Origin of the sequence: Curtobacterium luteum, from assembly GCF_014646995.1 — a bacterium.
GTDB classification, from domain to species: domain Bacteria; phylum Actinomycetota; class Actinomycetes; order Actinomycetales; family Microbacteriaceae; genus Curtobacterium; species Curtobacterium luteum.
This window is the reverse complement of record NZ_BMOI01000012.1, coordinates 113,116-133,617: the sequence shown is the minus strand read 5'-3', so window position 1 is coordinate 133,617 and position 20,502 is coordinate 113,116. Positions and strand designations below refer to the sequence as shown.

17 protein-coding genes and 1 tRNA gene are annotated in these 20,502 nt (G+C 73.0%); 5 read left to right on the top strand and 13 right to left on the bottom strand.

Annotated features, from left to right (window positions below):
• Positions 1 to 212 precede the first annotated feature (212 nt).
• The 5 genes from IEY20_RS13580 to IEY20_RS13560 form a co-directional block, all read right to left on the bottom strand.
• Entirely contained in the window at positions 213 to 2,570 is a 2,358-nt protein-coding gene (locus IEY20_RS13580) for a transglutaminase TgpA family protein (RefSeq protein ID WP_175328082.1), read from the bottom strand.
• Positions 2,567 to 3,898 carry a DUF58 domain-containing protein gene (locus IEY20_RS13575; RefSeq protein ID WP_175328081.1) on the bottom strand — a complete coding sequence of 444 codons (1,332 nt, stop codon included), beginning with the start codon at positions 3,896 to 3,898 and terminating at the stop codon, positions 2,567 to 2,569. Before IEY20_RS13575 ends, IEY20_RS13580 begins: the two co-directional genes overlap by 4 nt.
• A complete protein-coding gene (locus IEY20_RS13570) occupies positions 3,898 to 4,890 on the bottom strand; it encodes an AAA family ATPase (RefSeq protein WP_229728058.1) in 993 nt (330 codons plus the stop codon). The genes IEY20_RS13575 and IEY20_RS13570 overlap by 1 nt, the downstream gene beginning before the upstream one ends.
• A gap of 167 nt (positions 4,891 to 5,057) precedes the next feature.
• Complete coding sequence (locus tag IEY20_RS13565; RefSeq protein WP_175328080.1) at positions 5,058 to 6,065, bottom strand: glycosyl hydrolase family 18 protein; 1,008 nt, start codon at positions 6,063 to 6,065, stop codon at positions 5,058 to 5,060.
• Between the two features lie 71 nt (positions 6,066 to 6,136).
• Positions 6,137 to 6,586: a MarR family winged helix-turn-helix transcriptional regulator gene (locus IEY20_RS13560; RefSeq protein WP_022903155.1), complete on the bottom strand. Its 450-nt coding sequence runs from the start codon at positions 6,584 to 6,586 to the stop codon at positions 6,137 to 6,139.
• A 121-nt stretch (positions 6,587 to 6,707) separates the two neighbouring features.
• Here IEY20_RS13560 and IEY20_RS13555 point away from each other — a divergent pair, with 121 nt between their 5' ends.
• Positions 6,708 to 7,892 (top strand): MFS transporter, encoded by a 1,185-nt coding sequence (locus tag IEY20_RS13555; RefSeq protein ID WP_175328079.1) that lies wholly within the window; start codon positions 6,708 to 6,710, stop codon positions 7,890 to 7,892.
• A 119-nt stretch (positions 7,893 to 8,011) separates the two neighbouring features.
• On the opposite strand, the gene IEY20_RS13550 is transcribed toward IEY20_RS13555, so the two are convergent.
• The 3 genes from IEY20_RS13550 to IEY20_RS13540 all read right to left on the bottom strand — a co-directional run bounded on the left by IEY20_RS13550 (position 8,012) and on the right by IEY20_RS13540 (position 10,702).
• A tRNA-Ser gene (locus tag IEY20_RS13550) sits at positions 8,012 to 8,101 on the bottom strand.
• Between the two features lie 321 nt (positions 8,102 to 8,422).
• Entirely contained in the window at positions 8,423 to 9,052 is a 630-nt protein-coding gene (locus tag IEY20_RS13545; RefSeq protein WP_188889224.1) for a GntR family transcriptional regulator, read from the bottom strand.
• 201 nt (positions 9,053 to 9,253) lie between these two features.
• Complete coding sequence (locus IEY20_RS13540; RefSeq protein ID WP_022902368.1) at positions 9,254 to 10,702, bottom strand: MFS transporter; 1,449 nt, start codon at positions 10,700 to 10,702, stop codon at positions 9,254 to 9,256.
• 306 nt (positions 10,703 to 11,008) lie between these two features.
• Here IEY20_RS13540 and IEY20_RS13535 point away from each other — a divergent pair, with 306 nt between their 5' ends.
• Both IEY20_RS13535 and IEY20_RS13530 read left to right on the top strand, forming a co-directional pair.
• Positions 11,009 to 12,394 (top strand): MoxR family ATPase, encoded by a 1,386-nt coding sequence (locus IEY20_RS13535; protein ID WP_188889222.1) that lies wholly within the window; start codon positions 11,009 to 11,011, stop codon positions 12,392 to 12,394.
• On the top strand, positions 12,387 to 14,429 hold the full coding sequence (locus IEY20_RS13530) for a vWA domain-containing protein (protein WP_175328077.1): 2,043 nt from the start codon (positions 12,387 to 12,389) through the stop codon (positions 14,427 to 14,429). The genes IEY20_RS13535 and IEY20_RS13530 overlap by 8 nt, the downstream gene beginning before the upstream one ends.
• 204 nt (positions 14,430 to 14,633) lie before the next feature.
• Here IEY20_RS13530 and IEY20_RS13525 read toward each other — a convergent pair whose 3' ends face one another.
• From IEY20_RS13525 to IEY20_RS13505, 5 genes are read right to left on the bottom strand one after another with little or no spacing between them, the layout of a single operon-like run.
• A complete protein-coding gene (locus IEY20_RS13525) occupies positions 14,634 to 15,386 on the bottom strand; it encodes an SCO1664 family protein (protein ID WP_175328076.1) in 753 nt (250 codons plus the stop codon).
• Positions 15,383 to 15,910 carry a DUF3090 domain-containing protein gene (locus tag IEY20_RS13520; protein ID WP_188889220.1) on the bottom strand — a complete coding sequence of 176 codons (528 nt, stop codon included), beginning with the start codon at positions 15,908 to 15,910 and terminating at the stop codon, positions 15,383 to 15,385. Before IEY20_RS13520 ends, IEY20_RS13525 begins: the two co-directional genes overlap by 4 nt.
• A gap of 33 nt (positions 15,911 to 15,943) precedes the next feature.
• Positions 15,944 to 16,678, bottom strand: a complete 735-nt coding sequence (locus IEY20_RS13515) for an MSMEG_4193 family putative phosphomutase (RefSeq protein ID WP_188889218.1) — start codon at positions 16,676 to 16,678, stop codon at positions 15,944 to 15,946.
• A 9-nt stretch (positions 16,679 to 16,687) separates the two neighbouring features.
• Entirely contained in the window at positions 16,688 to 17,398 is a 711-nt protein-coding gene (locus tag IEY20_RS13510) for an ABC transporter ATP-binding protein (RefSeq protein ID WP_175328073.1), read from the bottom strand.
• Positions 17,395 to 18,525, bottom strand: coding sequence for an FtsX-like permease family protein (locus IEY20_RS13505; protein WP_175328188.1), 1,131 nt, complete (start codon positions 18,523 to 18,525; stop codon positions 17,395 to 17,397). Before IEY20_RS13505 ends, IEY20_RS13510 begins: the two co-directional genes overlap by 4 nt.
• A 150-nt stretch (positions 18,526 to 18,675) precedes the next feature.
• Between IEY20_RS13505 and IEY20_RS13500 the strand changes: the two genes are divergently transcribed.
• Together IEY20_RS13500 and IEY20_RS13495 are read left to right on the top strand one after the other, a co-directional pair.
• On the top strand, positions 18,676 to 19,848 hold the full coding sequence (locus tag IEY20_RS13500; RefSeq protein ID WP_175328072.1) for a sensor histidine kinase: 1,173 nt from the start codon (positions 18,676 to 18,678) through the stop codon (positions 19,846 to 19,848).
• A complete protein-coding gene (locus tag IEY20_RS13495) occupies positions 19,845 to 20,474 on the top strand; it encodes a response regulator (RefSeq protein WP_175328071.1) in 630 nt (209 codons plus the stop codon). The genes IEY20_RS13500 and IEY20_RS13495 overlap by 4 nt, the downstream gene beginning before the upstream one ends.
• Positions 20,475 to 20,502 lie beyond the last annotated feature (28 nt).

Below are 20,502 nucleotides of genomic sequence, written 5' to 3'. Positions count from 1 at the left end.
CGTCGGGCGCGCCGGCCCCGCACCGTGCGAGGCCAACACCGCGCCCGCCGCACGGTGCGAGGACACGCACACCGTGCAAGGGCGCAGACCTCGCACCATGCGGACAACCTCGCACGCTGGCGGGTCGCCGCCGCCGTCGGGCGCGCCGGCCTCACATCGTGCGAAGGCGGCCGACGCGCCCGCCGGCGGGGCGGGACGCGCCGGAGCGCGCGCTACGCGGGGCTCCGCCGCGAGCGACGCCCCTCGTGCGACCACGCCGACGACGGCACGAGGCTCGGCGGGAGCACCCGCGACCGCACCCGACGTCCGGCGGACACCGACGCGTCGAGCGCACCACGGGCCTCCCGGACGGCACGCTCGAGGGCTTCGCTGTCCGACGCCGCGGCGCCCGCGGCACCGAAGCGCTCGCGATCGACGGCGTCGACCACCTGTTCGAGCACCGGGACCACCGCGGACGGCAGACCGGCGCGCAGGCGACCGAGGACGGCGCGGGCGGTCCTCGCGGCCGCGGCGGCGTCGCCGGGCGGGGCGAGCCCCGGTGCGTACCCGTGGTCGGCGACGTCGTCGAGGACCTCGCGCCAGGCGTTGACGGCAGGGGACCGGCCGGATCGCACGGCCGCGAGCCGGGCCCGGCGGCGGAGCGCACGCACGACCCCGGGGGCGATGAGCAGCGCCAGCGCGAGGACGACGCCGGCGGCGAGACCCAGGCCACCCTGCCCGCCGCCGGTCGACGACCCCGGTGCCGCTCCGGCCTCGGCCGAAGCCGACGGCGTGGACGGCGGCTGTGAGTCGGCCGGAGTCGACCGCTCCGGCGCCGGCAACGGGGTGTCCGGTGTCCCGGGCGTCGCGGACGTGGACGGTTCGGTCGAGGGCTGCGCGGCTTCGTCGGAGTCCGGTGTCGGCTCGAACGCGACCCAGCCGGCACCCTGGATGTACAGCTCGGGCCACGAGTGCAGCTGCCGGTTCGAGACGGTGTACTCGCCGTCGCTCTGGTCCGTGCCGGCTCGGTAGCCGACGGCGATGCGGGAGGGGATGCCGAGCGTGCGGGCCATCACCGCCATGGCGGACGAGAAGTGCACGCAGTAACCCGAACGGACCTTGAGGAACGTGTCGATGACGTCCATGCTGTCGCCGTCGTACCCCTGCTCGACGGGCGCGGTCTCGGAGTACGTGAAGAGGTCACTGCGGAACCAGCCCTCGAGGGCGCGGGCTTCCTCGTAGTCGTTGCCGGCCCCCGCGGAGACCCGCGCCGCGGTCGTGGCGATGTCGCCCGGCAGGTCCTTCGGCAGCGTCAGGTCGGTCCGGAGCTGCGCGTCCGAGGGCCGGGCGAACCCGCGGCCGTCGGCGCGTGCCAGCATCCCCGACTGGGCGTACGCGTCGAGGTAGGCGTTCGCGAACGTCGACGCGCCGTACACCTCGTACGTCGCACCACGGGGTGTCGCCGGGCCGGTCGACCGCAGCGTGTTCGACTGCCCCATCCAGCGCCACTGCTGCAGGTCGAGGTTGGTCGACCGCGCCTGTACGGACACCGCGCCGGAGGGGACCGGGAGGTAGTTGCTCGACAGCCCGGTGATCCGGACCGTCACGTCGCCCCGCGTCGAGAGCCGCGGGTTCACTCCGACGGCCCACTGCTGCTGGTCGGCGGTCTCGGACTTGCTCGCGTCCGTGACCGTCGGCACCCAGTCGCCGGTGCCGAACTCGTCGAGGTCGGCGAGCTTGAGGTACTCCGGCTGCCCGTCGGACGACCGGTAGCGGAACACCTCGAGGGAGTTCGGGCGGCGGAGGTCTTGGCCGAGGTTGAGCAGCGTGCCCGGACGACCGGGCTGGATCGGCGACTGGATCGCACCGGTGACGCCGGACAGCCAGCTCGCGTTGAGCGGGATCACCGAGGGCAGCCCGATCGCCACCACGAGCCCGACCGCACCCACGACCGCGGCGGGGAACGCCCGTTGCACGGGCCGGACCGACAGCCAGAGGATGGCGAGGAACGCGATCGCGGTGAGGACGACGAGCACGGGGCTGGCGGGCGTCCCGGTGATGATGCCCGGGACGATGAGGATCACGAGCGCCGGGGTGGCTGCGAGCGCCGCGGTCGGGGCGACGGCGGCGAGGAACAGGGACGCCGCCGCGACCCACGCGATCGCGACGATGACGACGAGCCGGATCGCGTCGGTCTGAGGCAGGGGCGCGGGGTTCAGGCGGATCGCCGCGATGGTCTCGCCCAACGCACCGTCCTTGTCGAGCCACCCCAGTGGCTGCACGTCGTTCACGAGTGCTGCCGCGCAGGAGGTCGCGATGACGGCGGCGACGAGGGCGACGAAGCGGATCCCCGGCGGTCTCCGACGCACGGCGAGCAGGACGGCGACGAGCACCGCGGCCACGAGCACGCCCCCGACCCACCAGGAGATGCCCTGCACGAGCGGTCGCAGTGCGAGCGATGCGATCAGGACGGGCACCGGCGCGAGGACCGTGATCCACGCGCTCGGGGTGTCCCGCGGGTCCTCCGGGCGGTCCAGGATCTCGTGGACGTCGACCCCGCGCCGACGGCTCGGCGCCTGCGTGCCGGTCACCGGAGGCTCCCCTGCGCCGAGGCACCCGCGACCGGCACGACGAGGGTGCGCCACCCGCCACGGTCGAGGATGCCGCGGACGACGGGCTCGGGCGGGACGATGGTGGCGAGGATGCCGCGGCTCGACCCGATGGTGGCGGAGACGAGCTCGGCCGCCTGCTCCGCCGTGCACCGGCCCGTGACCACCGCGGTCATCCCGTGGACGTCGCGCCCGCGGACGTCGGGCAGGACCTCGGTGACGTCGCGAGCGTCCGAGCGGACCCGCACGTCGGCGAGCCCGACCAGGACGTCGGTCAGTCCTCCGGCGTCCCCCGCGTGCCGGGTGATCCCGTCGGGGTCGTCGCTGACCAGGACGACGCGTGAGGTCCGCGCGGCGAGGGCCCGGGCGACGCTCGCGGCCACGACCACGGCGTGCTCGAACGCCGCGTCGCCGCCCAGGTCGGACAGCTCGGCGAGGTCGTCGCGGCCGAGGCGTTGGTAGGACTCGCGTCGGACGTCGAGCGCGATGACGGCCTCCGGCGGCTGGGCCTGCGTGGTCTGGCGGACGTGGAGTTCACCGCGGCGCGCGCTCTGCCCCCAGTGCACCCGACGGATCGGGTCCCCGGGTCGGTACGGGCGCAGTTCGCTGTCGTCCGCCGAACCGCCCTGGCCGACCCGGCCCTCGTCCGCCGACACCGCTCCGGCGAGCGCGCCCGTGTCGAGGGCGGCGAGCGGCACCGACGCGGGCACGACCACGACCTCCTCCGCGCGGACCACCGGACGGTCGACGCGCAGCAGGCCGAAGGGGTCCTCGACGCGGATCGTCACCGGGCCGACGAGGCCACGGCCCCGGTGCATCGCCAGGGCCTCGACGTCGAGGACGGCCGAGGGCGTCCTCGGCCCGACGGTCGCGTAGGTCTCGGCGTCCGTCACGCTCGCGAAGACGTCGTCCAGCTGTTCCCGGACGAGGAGCGTCGAGCGCGGCCCGAACCGCAGGGCCGTGCCGCGGAGGGTGACGCGTTCGCGGTAGACCTCGCCCACCTGGACGACCGCGCGCGCGGCGGTCCGGCTCCCCCGCAGCGGTGCGGCGACGACGAACGCCAGCACGGTGCCGAGCACGAGCAGGACGAGCAGCAGCAGTCCGGCGGACACCGCGACGCTGGTGCTGCCGACGAGGCCGCCCCCGACGAGGCCGATGCCGACCGCGAGCAGGGTCCAACCACGGACCGTCGGCCGCGGGAACGGGGTCCGCCGGGCGAACGAGAGGCCCCGGCGGGTGGAGCGCACGAGGACGGAGCGCGCCGCACCCGCTCGTCGGGCGAGCGACGAGGGGGCCGCGGACGAGGACATCAGGACCGGACGGGGGTGGCGGTGAAGGGCACGGCCGTGTCGGAGACGATCCGCACCACGATGTCGCGCACGGTGTCGTCCCCGGACCCACCCAGGCCCCTGGCGACGGGCACCAGGCGGTGCGCGAGGACGATGGGCGCGAGCGCGGCGACGTCGTCGGGTGTGACGAACGGGCGTCCGAGGAGGGCTGCGTGCGCCCGGGCCGCCTGGGCGAGGTGGAGCGTGGCACGGGGGCTCGCGCCGAGGACGAGGTCGGGGTGGTGCCGCGTCGCGCGGACGATCGCGACGATGTACGCCTCGACGTCGGGCGAGACGTGGACCGCGCGGACGGCGGCGATCATGCCGCGGAGGGTCGTGACGTCGACGATGGGCCGGAGCTCCGACAGCGGGTCGCGGACACCGCGGTTCGCCAGCATCTGCCGCTCGGCGTCGAGGCTCGGGTACCCCATCGCGATGCGCGCGGTGAATCGGTCGCGCTGGGCCTCGGGCAGCGGGTACGTGCCCTCCATGTCGATCGGGTTCTGGGTCGCCACGATCATGAACGGCGACTCGAGCGCGCGCGTGACGCCGTCCACGGTGACCTGCGCCTCGGCCATGGCCTCGAGCAGCGCCGACTGCGTCTTCGGGCTGGTGCGGTTGATCTCGTCACCGATGACGACGTTCGCGAACACCGGCCCCGGTGAGAACCGGAACGTGCCCGAGGACTGGTCGAAGACGTTCACGCCGGTGACGTCGGACGGCAGCATGTCCGACGTGAACTGGATGCGGTTCACGGAACCGCCGACGGATGCGCCGAGCGCCTTCGCGAGCACGGTCTTCCCGACGCCCGGGACGTCCTCGACGAGCAGGTGGCCCTCGGCGAGCATGACGGTCAGCGCCGTCCGGATCGCGTCGACCTTGCCGTCGACGACGGTCGAGACGGCCGCCACGATGGCGGCTCCCGCGTCTCGGACGTGCTCGAGCGGGACGGCGGGGGCGGTCGGTTCCGGCACGCAGGCCTCCTCGGCTCGGGACAGGTGTCGTGCATGCTACAACGGCCCGGTGACAAGGACCGGAGGATGCGTCACCCGGCCGACTCCCGTCCCGGACGCGACCGGACGACGGCCTGGAGGCACGGGTCGGGACGGTGCCGCCCCTCCCGGCCCGGTGGGTGGTCCGGTCAGTCGCGCGGGAGCGCCTGCAGGTTCAGCGACCAGAGCGCGACGCCGTGCAGCCGGAGCTCCGTGGCGAGCGCCGTCCGCGCACGGTACGACCGCGCACCGGACCAGTGCAGGCGCGTGCCGTCGCGGAGCCGCGCGGACCACTCGCCGTCCCGCGCCGACCACTTCGCGTGCTCCCCCGCGAGCTTCGCCGCCTGCGCCGGCGTGACCTGCTCGCCGTCGTGCGCACCGCCCCAGACGTACCCGTAGCCGGCGATGCCGAGGTCGATCCGGCCGCGCGGGACACCCTGCGCCTCGGCGGCGCGGACGACGCGCTCCGCCCAGGGCAGGGACCCGATCGTGCCGGCGCCGCTCCACGGGCCGTGCTCGTCGTACGTCATGAGCACGACGCGGTCGACGTACCGGGTCAGCCGACGGAGGTCGTAGCCGGTGTCGAGGAAGCCCGCCGCGGACGTGGACGCCATGACGGCGATCGACACCCCGGCGCCCCGGCCGAGTCGGCGGTGCACGGCGTCGGTGAGGGTCCTCGCGAACGCGGTCAATCCTGCACGGTCCCTGGCGCGGAGCGACTCGAGGTCGATCTGGACGCCGCGCATGCCGAGCGCGCGGGCCCGCCGGGCCAGTTCTTCGGCCACCGCGGTCCGGTGGTCCGCGCTCGACAGCAGGGCCGTGCCGATCTCCGGGGAGAAGTCGCCGAGGTCGGACGAGTAGTTGCTCAGGAGGAGCTCCGGCGTACTGCCGGCCCGGGTCGCGGTCCGTGCGAGCGCCGCGGTGCCCTCGGGCGGGTCGAGGAGCGACGCGCCGTCCTCGGCCAGGGTCACGCCGTCGATCCCGATGGTCGACGCTCGTCCCCCCGCGTCCGTGACACGGGTACCGGCGTGCGTGCCCGGTTCGACGTAGGCCTCGACGGCGAGCCGACCGGCCGCGGCGCTCGGGTCTGCGGAGCACCCCGCGAGCAGCGCAGCCGCCAGCACCGTCGCGACCACGGACACTCCCCCACGCACCATGCGATCACCGTAGCCTGCCGGGCGGGGGCGCACCGTGCCTCCAGGCCGGCGCTCCCGGAGGGCCGACGTCGTCAGACGCGTGCGCCCTCGAGCCGGTCCACGGACACCGCGAGCTCCTCGAGCTCGGGCACCTCACGCGCCTCGGCGAGCGCGTCCTCGAGCGCCGCGGCGTGGAGCGGCGTGGCCTCGTCGAGGAGCGCCTGACCCGCGTGGGTGAGCTCCGTGTAGAGGCCGCGCCGGTCGTCGGCGCAGAGCACGCGGGTGAGGAGCGCGCGGTCCTCGAGCCGGTTCACGAGGCGCGTCGTGGCACTCGGGCTGAGGGCTGCGGCGCGGGCGAGCTGCTGCATCCGCATGTGGAACCCGTCCTGCCGGCGGAGCGCGTCGAGCACCGTGTACTCGACGACCGAGAGGTCGACGGCCTTCAGCGCGCGCTCGAGTCGCGTCTCGATCAGGCCGTGCAGGGCGGCGAGGGTCCGCCAGCCGTGCGCGCGGACCGCGGTGGACGTGTCGTCGACACTCATGGGGACCTCCGGGCACACATCGTTGCTTGCGCGGGTACCTAGCGTGTGCAACTATCGATACCCCGCGTCTGCAACAACCAGCGTACGCGGGTGGACGACACGGCACAACGGAAGGACCACCATGCCCGCGGGACTCATCGCCCTCGCCCTCGGCGGCTTCGGGATCGGACTCACGGAGTTCGTCATCACCGGCCTGCTCCCCGAGGTCGCCGCCGACTACGGCGTCACCGAGACCACGGCCGGCTGGCTCGTCACCGGCTACGCCCTCGCGGTCGCCGTCGGCGCGCTCGGTCTCACCGCGGCCACCACCCGACTGCCCCGGAAGCAGGTGCTCGTCGGGCTGCTCGTCCTGTTCGTCATCGGCAACACGCTCTCCGCGGCTGCACCGACGTACGGCGTGATGATGCTCGGCCGGGTGGTCGCGGCACTGTGCCACGGCGCGTTCTTCGGCATCGGCTCCGTCGTGGCATCGAACATGGTCGCTCGGGAGCGCCGTGCCTCGGCCGTGGCCCTGATGTTCACCGGCCTCACCGCCTCGAACGTCCTCGGCGTGCCGTTCGGGACCTTCCTCGGGCAGGCGCTCGGATGGCGCGCGACCTTCTGGGCGATCGCGGTGATCGGCGTCGTCGCCCTCGTCGGCGTGCTCGTCCTGGTGCCCACGGTCCGGCAGGCCGAGGCCCCGTCGCTGGTCCGCGAGCTCGGCGCCTTCCGCTCGGGGCAGGTGTGGCTGTCGCTCGGCATCACGGTCCTCGGCTACGGCGGGATGTTCGGCGCGTTCACCTACATCGCCTACACACTCACGTCCGTCAGCGGGTTCGCGTCGTCGGCCGTCCCGTGGCTGCTCGTGGTGTTCGGGATCGGGCTGTTCGTCGGCAACGTCGTCGGCGGGAAGGCGGCGGCACGGTCCATCGACGGCACCCTCCTGGTGGTCCTGTCGGTGCTGACCGTGGTGCTCGCCGTCTTCGCGGCCGTCGCGACCTCGCCCGTGCTCACCGTGGTCGCGCTCGTGCTCATGGGTGCGTTCGGCTTCGCCACCGTCCCGGCACTGCAGACCCGCGTGATGCTGCACGCCGACCACGCGCCGACGCTCGCCAGCGGTGCGAACATCGCGGCGTTCAACCTCGGGAACGCCCTCGGTGCCTGGATCGGCGGGCTGACCATCGCCGCTGGCCTCGGCTACACCTCGCCGATCTGGGCCGGAGCGGGCATCACGGTGGCGTCGGTCGCCCTGACCGCGGTCGCCGCAGCCGCTGCTCGCCGTCATCCCGCGCGGACCACCACGACGGGGTCGATCGTCACGGTGTGAGCACTCGGGTCCGCGTCACACCCCGGGGGACGCGTGGGCCGGACGACGACAGCTCCGGACGACGACAGCTCCGGACGACGACAGCCCCGGTCCGATCGGACCGGGGCTGCGGCGTTGTGCGGAGACGGAGGGATTTGAACCCTCGGTCCCCTCAAAGGGGACTCCACCTTAGCAGGGTGGTGCACTCGGCCTGACTATGCGACGTCTCCATGCGCCCTCACGAGCGCTGCCCCCACCATACAGGAGGACGAGCACGCTCTCGACCTCCGGTGACCACCCGCGCGCGGCGGCTCGATCCGGCCGATCCCCCGAAGTGGGGACATGCAGGGGTTGTCGCCGCGTACCCCGCTGCATAGCATCATCGGGACGCGGCGATCACGTTCCGGGGTCCTCCCCGTAGTCGCGACACAGCACCCGGCGTCGCCCCGCCGACGTCAGCAGGACCCGCGCGCCCGATCGCGACGTGTCCAGCCGGCGGGGCGACTCGACGGGGGCGCGGCCCACCACCGCGCCCCCGTCCAGGGCGGGACTCACGCCGACGCCTTCATGCGGAACCGTTCGGGCATCCCGATCAGTGCGTCCACGAGCTCCACGAGCGCCTTCGCACACCCGTCGACGGCGTCACCGTCCGCCGCGGCGCACGCCCGTTCGACCAGGGCCACCCGCCGCCGTCGGTCGACCGCGGCGTCGATCCCGTTCGCAGCGCACACGTCGTCGGTGAAGAACACGTCCAGCACGGCGAACTGGGACTCGACCCAGTCCGCGGACACCGACGCCCCCGACCGCCGGAGCACCCACGCGGCGAGCTCGACGAAACACCCGGCTTCGGACCGGCAGTCCGCGATCGCCCGCCGGTCGAAGCGCTCCGACGTCCCCGTGCCGTCACCGGGCGGCTCGACGAGCATCGTCCGGGCGATCCGCAGCCGCTCGCACATCTGCTCGACCGACCAGTGCGCGATGACCACCCCGACGTACCGCTGCACCGACACCAGTCGGAGCGACTCGAGCGGGGCCAGGGCTTCGCGGACCGGGGTGCGCGAGACCCGGAGGTCCTCGGCGAGCTGCTCGAGCCGGAGCCGTTCGCCCCGCCGGTACACGCCGAGCAGCACGTTCTCGAGCACGATGGCGAACACCGCGTCACGCAGCAGACTGCGTCGCACGGCGAGTTGGTCGGGCCGTCGGGGCCGGCGTCGTTCAGGTCTGCGTTCCACACCGCCAGCGTCACGCACGACGGCCACCGTCCGGGTCGGGACGGTGACCGTCGTGGATCGTCAGCGCGTCGAGCGTCTTGTGGAGGAGTGCCATGCGGGTGAGCGTGGCACGCGCCGCGCACGTGCGCTAAACACTCTGCATCCAGAATGTCACCGCTGTTTCGCGGGCTCCTCCTCGCCCGTGAGGACGGAGAGCGGCTGGGTGATGTCCTCGAGCCCCTTCCGGGCGGAGTCCACCCCGAAGACCAAGGCGATCACGCCGCCGATGATCATCACCGCCGAGCCGAGCAGGTACCCCCAGAACAGCGGTTCACGCGACGAGCCGTCCCCGATGAACGCGCCGTAGATCGCCGGGGCGATCGCACCGAAGATCTGTGCCAGGGCGAAGAAGTAGGAGATCGCCTGCGACCGCAGCTCGAGCGGGAAGATCTCCGACACCGTCAGGTAGGCGCTCGACGCACCCGCCGACGCGAAGAAGAACGAGACGCACCAGAAGACGACCTGCACGGTGGCGCTGATGGCGTCGACGCGGAACAGGAACGCCGACGTCGCGAGCACGAGCCCCGACACGAGGTACGTCAGGAAGATCATCTGCCGACGGCCCCACGTGTCGAAGAACCGACCGAGGATGAGCGGCCCGAGCAGGTTGCCGATCGCGAACGGGAAGAAGTAGACCGACGTCTGCGAGGTCTTCAGCCCGAAGAAGTTCGTGAGCACGAGCGCGTAGCTGAAGAAGATCGCGTTGTAGAGGAACGCCTGCGTGATCATCATCGTCGCGCCGACGAGCGTGCGCTTCGGGTACTGCTTGAACAGCACCTTGACGATGGTGCGGAAACGCACGTTGTCCAACGGCGTCACCGTCATGGCCTTCGACGGGTCGACGTCCGGCAGCCGCTCACCGGTCGAGCGCTCCACGGACGCCTCGATCTCCGAGACCGTCCGCTCGGCTTCCTCCTCCTTGCCGTGGGTCATCATCCAGCGAGGACTCTCCGGGATGTGCCGCCGCAGGAAGATGATCGCGATGCCGAGCACCGGCCCGAGGAAGAACCCGATGCGCCACCCGATGTTCTCCGCGAAGATCGACGGGTCGAGCAGGTAGATGTTGGCGAACGCGCCCAGGGCCGCGCCGCCCCAGTACGTGCCGTTGATCGCGATGTCGACGTGCCCGCGGTACTTCGACGGGATGAGCTCGTCGATCGCGGAGTTGATCGCCGCGTACTCGCCGCCGATGCCGAGACCGGCGACGAACCGGAACGCCGCGAGGAACCAGAAGTCCTGCGCGAGACCGGCGATGCCCGACCCGATGAGGTAGATCGCGAGCGTCAGGATGAACAGCTTCCGGCGCCCGAGCTTGTCGGACAGACGGCCGAAGACGATCGCGCCGACCACCTGCCCCACGAGGTAGATCGTCCCCAGGTTGAGGACCGCCTGCGCTGTCAGGTCGAGGTCCTTCTGGAAGCCCGCGTTCGAGACGATCTGGATCTCGAGGCCGTCGAGGACCCACGAGACACCGAGGCCCACGACGACGCTCCAGTGGAACCTGGTCCACGGCAGCCGGTCCATCCGGGCCGGTACGAGACTCTTGACTGTGCTGCTCACGGATGGAGAACCTACGCCGGGAACGCGCAGGTGGTTCGCAGGTGCGGTCCGAGCGGTTCCGACGCGGAGCCGGATCCCCCTACTCGAACCCGGCTCCGGCGCCGAAGTCACAATCATCGCAAGTGCGGTGGCAACCCACAAGCGGACTGGAGGCTCGGTGCGGCGCCGCCACGCGCCTCTCCCCACCGGCACGGCCGGTCCGCCGCTGGCGCGTCGCCCCGGAACCGGCGGCGTGGGCCCAGACCGTCCCTGGTCACCTCGTCCGTCCACTGGTGCGTGTCGGAGGCGAGGCGTACCGTCGGCGACGTGACCCGACCTGACATCCGTACGGTCGGCGAGCTCCGCGCTTCTGGTCACGTCCAGAAGTCGGTCCGCGCCGAGATCCGCGACAACCTCCTCCAGGCCCTCCGTGAGGGCCGCGACCCGTGGCCCGGCCTGCACGGCTTCGAGACCACCGTGATCCCGCAGCTCGAACGCGCCCTCATCGCCGGGCACGACGTCGTCCTGCTCGGCGAGCGCGGCCAGGGCAAGACCCGACTGCTCCGCACCCTGCAGGGGTTGCTCGACGAGTGGACGCCCGTCATCGCCGGCTCCGAGCTCGGTGAGCACCCGTTCGAACCGATCACGACCGCCAGCGTCCAGCGGGCGGCCGACTTCGGCGACGCGATGCCGATCGAGTGGCGGCACCGCGACGACCGCTACGTCGAGAAGCTCGCGACGCCCGACACGAGCGTCGCGGACCTCATCGGCGACGTCGACCCGATGAAGGTCGCGGAGGGCCGCAGCATCGGCGACCCCGAGACGATCCACTTCGGCCTGGTCCCGCGCGGACACCGGGGCATCGTCGCGATCAACGAGCTCCCGGACCTCGCCGAGCGCATCCAGGTCGCCATGCTCAACATGATGGAAGAGCGGGACGTGCAGATCCGCGGCTACGTGCTGCGACTGCCGCTCGACGTCCTCGTCGTGGCGAGTGCGAACCCGGAGGACTACACGAACCGCGGCCGGATCATCACCCCGATGAAGGACCGCTTCGGCGCCGAGATCCGCACCCACTACCCGATCCAGCTGGCGGACGAGATCGCCGTCATCAAGCAGGAGGCCGCACTCACCGCGGACGTGCCCGACGCCCTCGTCGAGATCCTCGCCCGGTTCACGCGGGCGCTCCGGCAGTCGAGCGCCGTCGACCAGCGCAGCGGTGTGAGCGCCCGCTTCGCGATCGCCGGCGCCGAGACGGTGTCCGCTGCGGCCGTGCACCGCGCAGCCCGCCAGGGCGAGGAGCACGCCGTCGCCCGGCCGATCGACCTCGAGACCGCCGTCGACGTCCTCGGCGGCAAGATCGAGTTCGAGAACGGCGAAGAAGACCGTGCGGACGAGGTGCTCGAGCACCTGCTCCGCACGGCGACCGCCGAGACCGTCCGGGAGCGCTTCCGCGGCATCGACTTCGGCGTCCTGGTCGAGGCGCTCGACGGCGGCACGATGGTCACGACGGGCGAGCAGGTCAGCGCCCGCGACTTCCTCGCGGGCCTGCCCCCGATCGGTGAGTCGGACGTGTACGACCAGGTGTGCGAGCGCCTCGGGGCGAACGACGACGGCGCACGGGCCGGGGCGATCGAGCTCGCCCTCGAGGGCCTGTTCCTCGCGCGCAAGATCAGCAAGGAGTCCGGAGGGGGCGAGGCCGTCTATGGCTAGCCGCCAGAACCGGCGCCTCACCCGCGACGCCCGCTACGGAAGGTACGAGGGCGGGCCGGACCCCCTCGCGCCCCCGGTCGACCTGTCCGAGGCGCTCGACGCCATCGGCGAGGACGTCATGGGCGGCACGTCGCCCGAGCGCGCGCTGCGGGAGTTCCTCCGCCGGGGCGGGCGGACGCAGCGCGGGCTCGACGACCTCATGCGCCGCGTGGCCGAGCGCCGGCGCGACCTCACGAGCCGGAACAACCTCGACGGGACGCTGCAGCAGGTCAAGCAGCTCCTCGACGAGGCGGTGCTGGCCGAGCGGGGCGAACTCGCGCGGAACATCGACCTCGAAGACGGTGACCGCGCACTCGCCGAGATGCAGCTCGACAGCCTGCCGCCGTCCCCCGCGGCCGCGGTGCAGGAGCTCGGCGGCTACGACTGGAAGAGCCCTACCGCCCGGCAGAAGTACGAGGAGATCAAGGACCTGCTCGGTCGTGAGGTCCTCGACCAGCGCTTCGCCGGCATGAAGCAGGCGCTCGAGAACGCCACCGACGAGGACCGCGCCGCCGTCTCGGAGATGATGCGCGACCTCAACGAGATGCTCGAGGCCCACCGCGCGGGGACGGACACGCCGGAGCAGTTCGACGACTTCATGGCGAAGCACGGGCAGTACTTCCCGTCGGACCCGAAGGACGTCGACGAACTGCTCGACGACCTCGCTGCACGTGCGGCCGCGGCCCAGCGCATGCGCAACTCGATGACCCAGGAGCAGCGGGACGAGCTCGACGCGCTCGCCCAGCAGGCGTTCGGATCGCCGGACCTGATGGGCCAGCTCGGGCAGCTCGACGGCAACCTCCGCGCACTCCGTCCCGGCGAGGACTGGGGCGGATCGGAACGGATGGACGGCGACCAGGGGCTCGGTCTCGGCGACGGGACCGGGGTGTTCCAAGACATCGCGGATCTCGACGCCCTGGCGGAGCAGCTCGCCCAGACCGGACCGGGTTCGGACCTCGACGACCTCGACCTCGACGCGCTGTCCCGGCAGCTCGGTGACGAGGCCGCGGTGGACGCCCGGACCCTGCAGCAGCTCGAGAAGGCGCTCCGGAACTCGGGCACCGTCCGCCGCGGATCGGACGGGCAGCTCCAGCTCACCCCGAAGGCGATGCGACAGCTCGGGAAGAGCCTGCTCAAGGACGTCGCCGAGCGGATGTCCGGCCGTCAGGGCGCGCGCGACCTCCGTCGGTCCGGCGCCTCGGGCGAGCCGTCCGGTGCGACCCGGGCGTGGGAGTACGGCGACACCGAGCCGTGGGACGTCACCCGGTCGATCACGAACGCCCTCACCCGCACCGCGGCCGAGGGTCGGACCGGCCCCGGCGTCCGGCTCACGATCGACGACGTCGAGGTGCAGGAGACCGAGGCCCGGACGCAGGCCTGCGTGGCGCTCCTCGTCGACACCTCGTTCTCCATGGCGATGGAGGACCGCTGGGTCCCGATGAAGCGCACCGCCCTCGCCCTGCACACCCTCGTGTCGACCCGGTTCCGCGGCGACGACCTGCAGATGATCGCGTTCGGCCGCGAGGCCGAGGTCATGGACATCGAACACCTCGTCGGACTCGACGCGATGTGGGACAAGGGCACGAACCTGCACCACGCGCTCCTGCTCGCGAACCGGCACTTCCGGAAGCACCCGACAGCGCAACCGGTGCTGCTCATCGTCACGGACGGCGAGCCGACCTCGCACCTCGAACCGAACGGGCAGGTCTGGTTCAACTACCCGCCCGACCCGATCACGATCGCGCTGTCCGTCCGGGAGCTCGAGAACGCCGGTCGACTGGGCGCGCAGACCACGTTCTTCCGTCTCGGCGACGACCCGGGACTCGCGCGGTTCATCGATGCGATGGCGAAGCGCGTCGACGGCACGGTCGTGGCACCGGAGAACGACGACCTCGGCGTGGCCGTGGTCGGCTCCTACCTCGGTTCGCGCCGAGGCGGTGGCGCGTTCAGCGGCGGCCTCTTCGGGGGCTCCGGGCGCGACGACTGGTCGTTCTGAGCCGGCGGGTGACGGCCTGGAGGCACGTGGCGGGCCCGACACGTGCCTCCAGGCCGTCACCCGGTCGCGCCGAGTCTCGGCGGGGGCGGGCCGAGACTCGGCGTGGGCGACATCGCTCGCGGCCCCGCGCGCGAGAGGTGTCGCTCACGCCGAGACTCGCGCTGGCGGCGGCAGCGCGCGACGCCGCGCCGCGGCGCGGTCGCGTCAGAACAGCGGCCAGGGCACGGCGGGGCCGTGTCCCGGTGGGGGCGGGAAGATGCCGACAGCGCGGAGGGCTGCGCACCGTGCGCGGAGCGTGTCGATCTCCGAGACGGTGAGGTGTTCCTCGAGCGCCTGCCCGAGGTCGCCCCGGAGCGCCTCGGTGACCCGGTCGATGCCCTCGAGCTCGTCCGCGCTGAGCGGCTCGCCGATCCACCCCCACAGCACCGTGCGGAGCTTGTGCTCGACGTGGAAGGTCAGCCCGTGGTCGACGCCGTACCGGTGCCCGTCGGGCATCGCGAGCACGTGCCCGCCCTTGCGGTCGGCGTTGTTCACCACGACGTCGAAGACCGCCATCCGCCGGAGCTGCTCGGAGTCCTCGTGCACGAGCGTCACGGGCTGCTCGTGCTCGTCGATCGCCTCGAGCACCGGCAGCCAGGTCGAGTCGGGGGCCTCGGCGTCCCCCGGGGGTACGAGGTCGACGGCGTCCTGTGCGGGGTCGATCTCCTGCCAGCGCTGCAGCATGCCCGGCCCGAACGGCCCGTCGCCGAGCCAGGTCGGCGGCACGATCCCCCAGCCGAACGCCTCGGACACGAGGTGCGCGGCGACCTCCCGCCCGGCGAGGGTGCCGTCGGGGAAGTCCCACAGCGGGCGCTCGCCCTCGATCGGCTTGTAGACCACGGGCGTGCCGTCGAGGTCGGCGAGGAAGGTCGCGTTCGACGCCTCGCGGATCCGCGCCCGGATCGAGACCTCGCTCATGCCACCCCGGGCGGGCGTCCGGCCGCGACGACCTCGCGGGTGCGTTCGACGAAGGCCCGGGCGGTCCCGACGGGGATCTTCACCTGGAACAGCTCCGCGGGCTCGGGGATCTCGACGACCGCTTCGAGTTCGCCGTCCTCGCCCCGCTCCTCGGCGACGATCTCGACCTCGGCCTCGATCGGGTAGGCCTCGATGACGACCTGCGCGGTCGCGGGGTCGAAGCCGAGGCGGAGGGCGCCGGCACGGAACTCCGGCTCGACGGGCTGGTCGAGCGGGTCGGCGTCGAAGAGCTCCTTCGGCGCGGTGTCCGGCACGCTGAAGCGGTTGTCGTCGACCGTGGCGACCTCGTCGAGCAGCTCGTCGACCTTCTCGGCGAGCACCGCCGACTGTTCCTTCTCGAGGGCGACGCTCGTGACGCGCTTGCCGTCCCGCGCCTGCAGGTAGAACGCGCGCTCGCCTGGGCGTCCGATCGTGCCGACGACGATGCGGTCCGGCCAGTCGAAGCCGTGGACGATGGTGGGCATACCGCGATTGTAGGAGCGCCGGGCTCCGACCGTTCAGGGTCGCGCGGTGTTCGGCCGATCGTCCGTCGACGCGTGTCCGGCGCCCCCGCCGACCGCGGCGTCGCCGCTCGGTGCGGGAGCTGCGGCGAGCCACGACAGGTCCCCCGACTCGGTGTTCGTCGCCACGACCTCGGGTCGGTGCTCGCCGTAGCGGACGATCGACACCGAGGCCGGGCCGACCGCGATCCGTTGGAGCAGGTCGAGGTGCATGCCGAACGCGTCGGCGAGCACGGACTTCACGATGTCGCCGTGGCTCACCGCGACCCAGACCGCGCCGGGCCCGTGCTGCCGCTCGACCTCGGCGTCGAGCCGCCGCACGGCCGTCACCGCGCGGGACTGCATGGTCGGCATCGACTCGCCGCCCGGGAACACCACCGCGCTCGGGTTCGCCTGGACGGTGCGCCACAGCGGCTCCTTCGCCAGGTCGGCGAGCGCGCGGCCCTGCCACTCCCCGTAGTCGGCCTCGGTGATCGCCCGCTCGACGACGGTCTCCGGGACGGACCCGTGCGCGGCGCGCTGGGCGTCGGCGATCGCTCGGGACGTCTGACGGCAGCGTTCGAGCGGACTCGTGACGAGGGCCGCGAGCGGGACCGCTGCGATGCGCTCGGCGGTCCGCTGGGCCTGCCGCCGCCCGACGTCGTCGAGCCGGACCCCGGCCGTGCGCCCGGCGAGCAGTCCGGTCGCGTTCGCGGTGGTGCGTCCGTGCCGGACGAGGAGGACGGTCGCCATGCCCCGATCCTAGGCTGCGTGCACGGCGGCGTCGGCGGCCTCCGGGACGAGCTGCCCGTCGAGCACCGTGACGAGCCGGTCGAGCGTGCGTCGGTGCACGAGGTCGTGCGTGACGAGCAGGGTCGCGGTCCCGCGCTCGTGCGTCAGCTGCGCGATGAGGTCCATGACGGCCCCGCCCCGCTCCTGGTCGAGTGCGCTCGTCGGCTCGTCCACCAGCAGCACGTCCGGCTCGTTGACGAGTGCCCGGGCGATCGCGACCCGCTGCCGCTGTCCGCCGGACAGCTGCGCCGGACGCTTGTCGGCGTGCTCCGACAGTCCGACGGCGTCGAGCAGATCGAAGACCCGGCCCCGGTCGACCCGGCGCCGACCCCCGCCGAGGTGGCCCATCACGAGCAGCTGCTCGGTGGCGGTGAGCGAGGGCAGGAGGTTCGACTGCTGGAACACGATGCCGATCCGATCCCGTCGGAGTTCGGCGGCCTCGCGGCGGGACAGGCGGGCAGCATCCACCCCCGAGCCGTCGGCCCCGCTGACGAGCACCCGCCCGGAGTCCGGCCGGATGAGCGTGGCGGCGACCGCCAGCAGCGAGGACTTGCCCGAGCCGGACGGCCCGGTGATGCCCGTCACCACGCCTGCGGAAGCGGTGAGGGACACGTGGTCGACGGCGGTGACGCGGCGGTCGCCGTCGGGGAAGGTCAGGGTGACGTCGTCGAGGGTGATCATCGGTTGCTCCCGAGTGCGGTGAGGGGGTCGGCTGCGGTGACGGTGCGGAGGGCGACGGCAGCACCGGCGAGACCGAGGAGCGCCATCACCGCCCCGGGGACGAGCGTGGTGAGCGGGCTGAGGAGGAAGGGCAGGGCGCCGCCGGCGAGCGTCCCGAGCCCGACGACGACGGCTGTGCCGACCCCGATGCCGACGACGAGCACGACGAGCGCCTGCCCGAGGGCGTCGCGGACGAGTGACGGCGTGCTCGCACCGAGGGCCTTGAGCACGGCGACGTCCCCGGAGCGCTGCATCGTCCACACCGTGAAGAACGCACCGACGACGAGTGCGGAGACCCCGAACAGCATCGCGATCATGAGCCCGAGCGACCCGACCTCCGACTTGAAGGTCTCGAGTGCGGTCAGCGAGGCCAACGGTGTCGCTGCTGACGTGTCGGTCCGGGCGGAGACGGCCGCCCAGTCGGGGTGACCGCTGACGGCGAGCAGGGTGGGGTCGCCGTCTCCGCCGAGGCTCCGGTCGGCCACGGACCACGCGTCCGAGGTCATCGCGACGACGGGGGTGTGGCTGTACCAGGCGTCGCCGCCGACGATCGCGACCCGGAAGGTCGTCCCCGCGATCGTGACGCGGTCGCCGGCACGGACACCGAGGTCGTGCGCGGCCCCGGCGGACAGACCGACCTCGTCGACCGAGCGGGGTGCGAGCGCTGCGACACCGTCACGACCCGCGGACGCCGGCAGGCCGAAGAGCGCGACGCCCACGGCGGTGCCGTCCCCGGCCGACCCGGCGGCGGAACCGGCCGACCCGGCGGCGGAACCGGCCGCGGCCCGCGCGGCACGACCCTGGACGATGCCCACCGGCACCACCTCGTCGACGCCGGCCGACGCTCGCCAACCGACCAGGGCCTCCCGGCCGATGCGCGACTCCGAGAACGACGGCTGTCCGTCGGACGGTTGCTGCAGGACGAGCCGGTCGCCCGGCAGGGCGAGCACGGCGGAGACGTTCTGCGCTGCGAGTCCGCCGGTGAGTCCGGCGAGGAACCCGACGAGCAGGGTGATGAGCGCCACGACGGTGCCGATGAGCACGAAGCGTCCGCGGGCGAACCGGAGATCGCGCCAGGCGACGAACACGGTGGTCCTTCCTGCGGTCACGGACCGTCCGCGACCACGCCGTCCAGCCTCACCGGGCCCACGCGGTCCGTCATCAGCGGTCGGGTCGGTCCTGCGCTCCACCTTTCGGTTGATCCGTCGGGACAACGGCGTCCGTAGGCTGGCGGACACATGGTCCACAGCACGCTCACCCCGGTCTTCGTCGGTCTCCGCACCGGCCTGCACGTGCTGTTCGCCACACTGCTCGCGCTCGTCGTCGTGCGGGTCGCGGTCGTCGGCGGCCCCTGGGCCCTGCCGTCGCTCGTGCTCGCGGCGGCGTTCGGCGCGGTGTACCTGCTCGGCGCTCGCATCGCCCGTGCCGCCGAGGGTCGCCGGTCGCGCGCCGGAGTGCTCTGGCTGGTCGGGCTGACGGTGCTGTGGACGGCGCTCCTCGTCCTCGTGCCGGAAGCCGCCTACCTCGTCTTCCCGTTGTTCTTCCTCTACCTGCACGTCCTCCCGCGCGTGGTGGGACCCGTCGCCGTCGTCCTGGCCACCGCCGTGGCGATCTCGGCGATCGGGGTGCACGGCGGCTTCACCGTCGGTGGCGTGGTCGGACCGGTCGTCGGAGCGGGTGTCGCCCTCCTCATCGGGCTCGGCTACCGTGCGCTCGCCCGCGAGGCCGCGGAACGCGAGGAGCTGGTCGCCGAGCTGCTCGCCACCCGTGACCGACTCGCCGCGACCGAACGGGAGCAGGGCGTCCTCGCCGAGCGCGCACGGCTCGCCCGGGAGATCCACGACACCGTGGCGCAGGGCTTGTCGAGCATCCAGATGCTGCTGCACGCCGCGGAGCGTGCCGACGGGGACCGACCTGGCGCCGAGCACGTCCGGCTCGCGCGCGAGACCGCCGCCGACGGACTCGCCGACACTCGTCGCTTCATCCGCGAACTGGCGCCGCCCACCCTCGAAGCGGGCCTCCCTGCGGCACTGCGCCGGCTCGCCGCGACGCAGTGGTCCGCCGACGGCGTGACCGTCGCGGTCGACGCCCCGGAGACGGTCGCGCTCCCGATGGACCTGCAGACCGCGCTGCTCCGCATCGCCCAGGGCGCCGTCGCGAACGTGGTGCAGCACGCCGGGGCCGCCCGCGTCCGCCTCGTGCTGGCGGTCGACGGCCGGGAGGCACGACTCACGGTGACGGACGACGGGCGCGGCTTCGACGTGGTCGCCGTCGACGGCCGGGCCCGCTCGACCGACTCGTTCGGTCTCCGGGCGATGGCCGACCGTGTCGCGCAGTTCGGCGGACGCCTCGAGGTCGACTCCTCGCCCGGCTCCGGCACGACGGTCGTCGCCACGCTGGAGGTCCCGTGATCCACGTCGTCATCGCCGACGACCACCCCGTCGTCCGTGCCGGACTCCGTGCGCTGCTCGACGGCGAGGACGACATCGCAGTGCTCGCCGACGCGTCCACCCCGGACGAGGCGGTCGAGCTCGCCGCACGGCTCACGCCCGAGCTGGTGCTGATGGACCTGCAGTTCGGCGAGCGGACCACCGGCGCCGACGCCACGCGCCGCATCCGGGCGCTGGACGCCGCACCGTACGTCCTCGTCCTCACGAACTACGACACGGACGGCGACATCCTGGGCGCCGTCGAGGCCGGAGCGAGCGGCTACCTGCTGAAGGACGCGCCACCGGAGGAGCTCGTCGCAGCGGTCAGAGCGGCGGCGTCCGGACAGAGTGCGTTGGCTCCGGCGATCGCCGGACGTCTGATGGCGCGGATGCGTGCGCCGCAGGTCGCGCTGTCCGCGCGGGAGATCGAGGTGCTCGCGCTCGTCGCGGAGGGTGCTCCGAACACCGAGGTCGCCTCCCGGCTGTTCATCTCCGACGCCACCGTGAAGTCGCACCTCGTGCACGTGTTCTCGAAGCTCGGGGTGTCCTCGCGGACCGCCGCCGTCCGCGAGGCGCTGCGGCTGGGGATCCTGCGGCGCGGCGCTTGACCCGCCGACCGCGGGACGGTCTGATGGG

Coding starts and splice junctions, on each gene's coding strand:
- IEY20_RS13575 (WP_175328081.1), bottom strand. CDS start 3,898: ATGTCCTCGTCCGCGGCCCCCTCGTCGCTCGCCCGACGAGCGGGTGCG.
- IEY20_RS13565 (WP_175328080.1), bottom strand. CDS start 6,065: ATGGTGCGTGGGGGAGTGTCCGTGGTCGCGACGGTGCTGGCGGCTGCG.
- IEY20_RS13560 (WP_022903155.1), bottom strand. CDS start 6,586: ATGAGTGTCGACGACACGTCCACCGCGGTCCGCGCGCACGGCTGGCGG.
- IEY20_RS13555 (WP_175328079.1), top strand. CDS start 6,708: ATGCCCGCGGGACTCATCGCCCTCGCCCTCGGCGGCTTCGGGATCGGA.
- IEY20_RS13530 (WP_175328077.1), top strand. CDS start 12,387: ATGGCTAGCCGCCAGAACCGGCGCCTCACCCGCGACGCCCGCTACGGA.
- IEY20_RS13525 (WP_175328076.1), bottom strand. CDS start 15,386: ATGAGCGAGGTCTCGATCCGGGCGCGGATCCGCGAGGCGTCGAACGCG.
- IEY20_RS13520 (WP_188889220.1), bottom strand. CDS start 15,910: ATGCCCACCATCGTCCACGGCTTCGACTGGCCGGACCGCATCGTCGTC.
- IEY20_RS13515 (WP_188889218.1), bottom strand. CDS start 16,678: ATGGCGACCGTCCTCCTCGTCCGGCACGGACGCACCACCGCGAACGCG.
- IEY20_RS13510 (WP_175328073.1), bottom strand. CDS start 17,398: ATGATCACCCTCGACGACGTCACCCTGACCTTCCCCGACGGCGACCGC.
- IEY20_RS13500 (WP_175328072.1), top strand. CDS start 18,676: ATGGTCCACAGCACGCTCACCCCGGTCTTCGTCGGTCTCCGCACCGGC.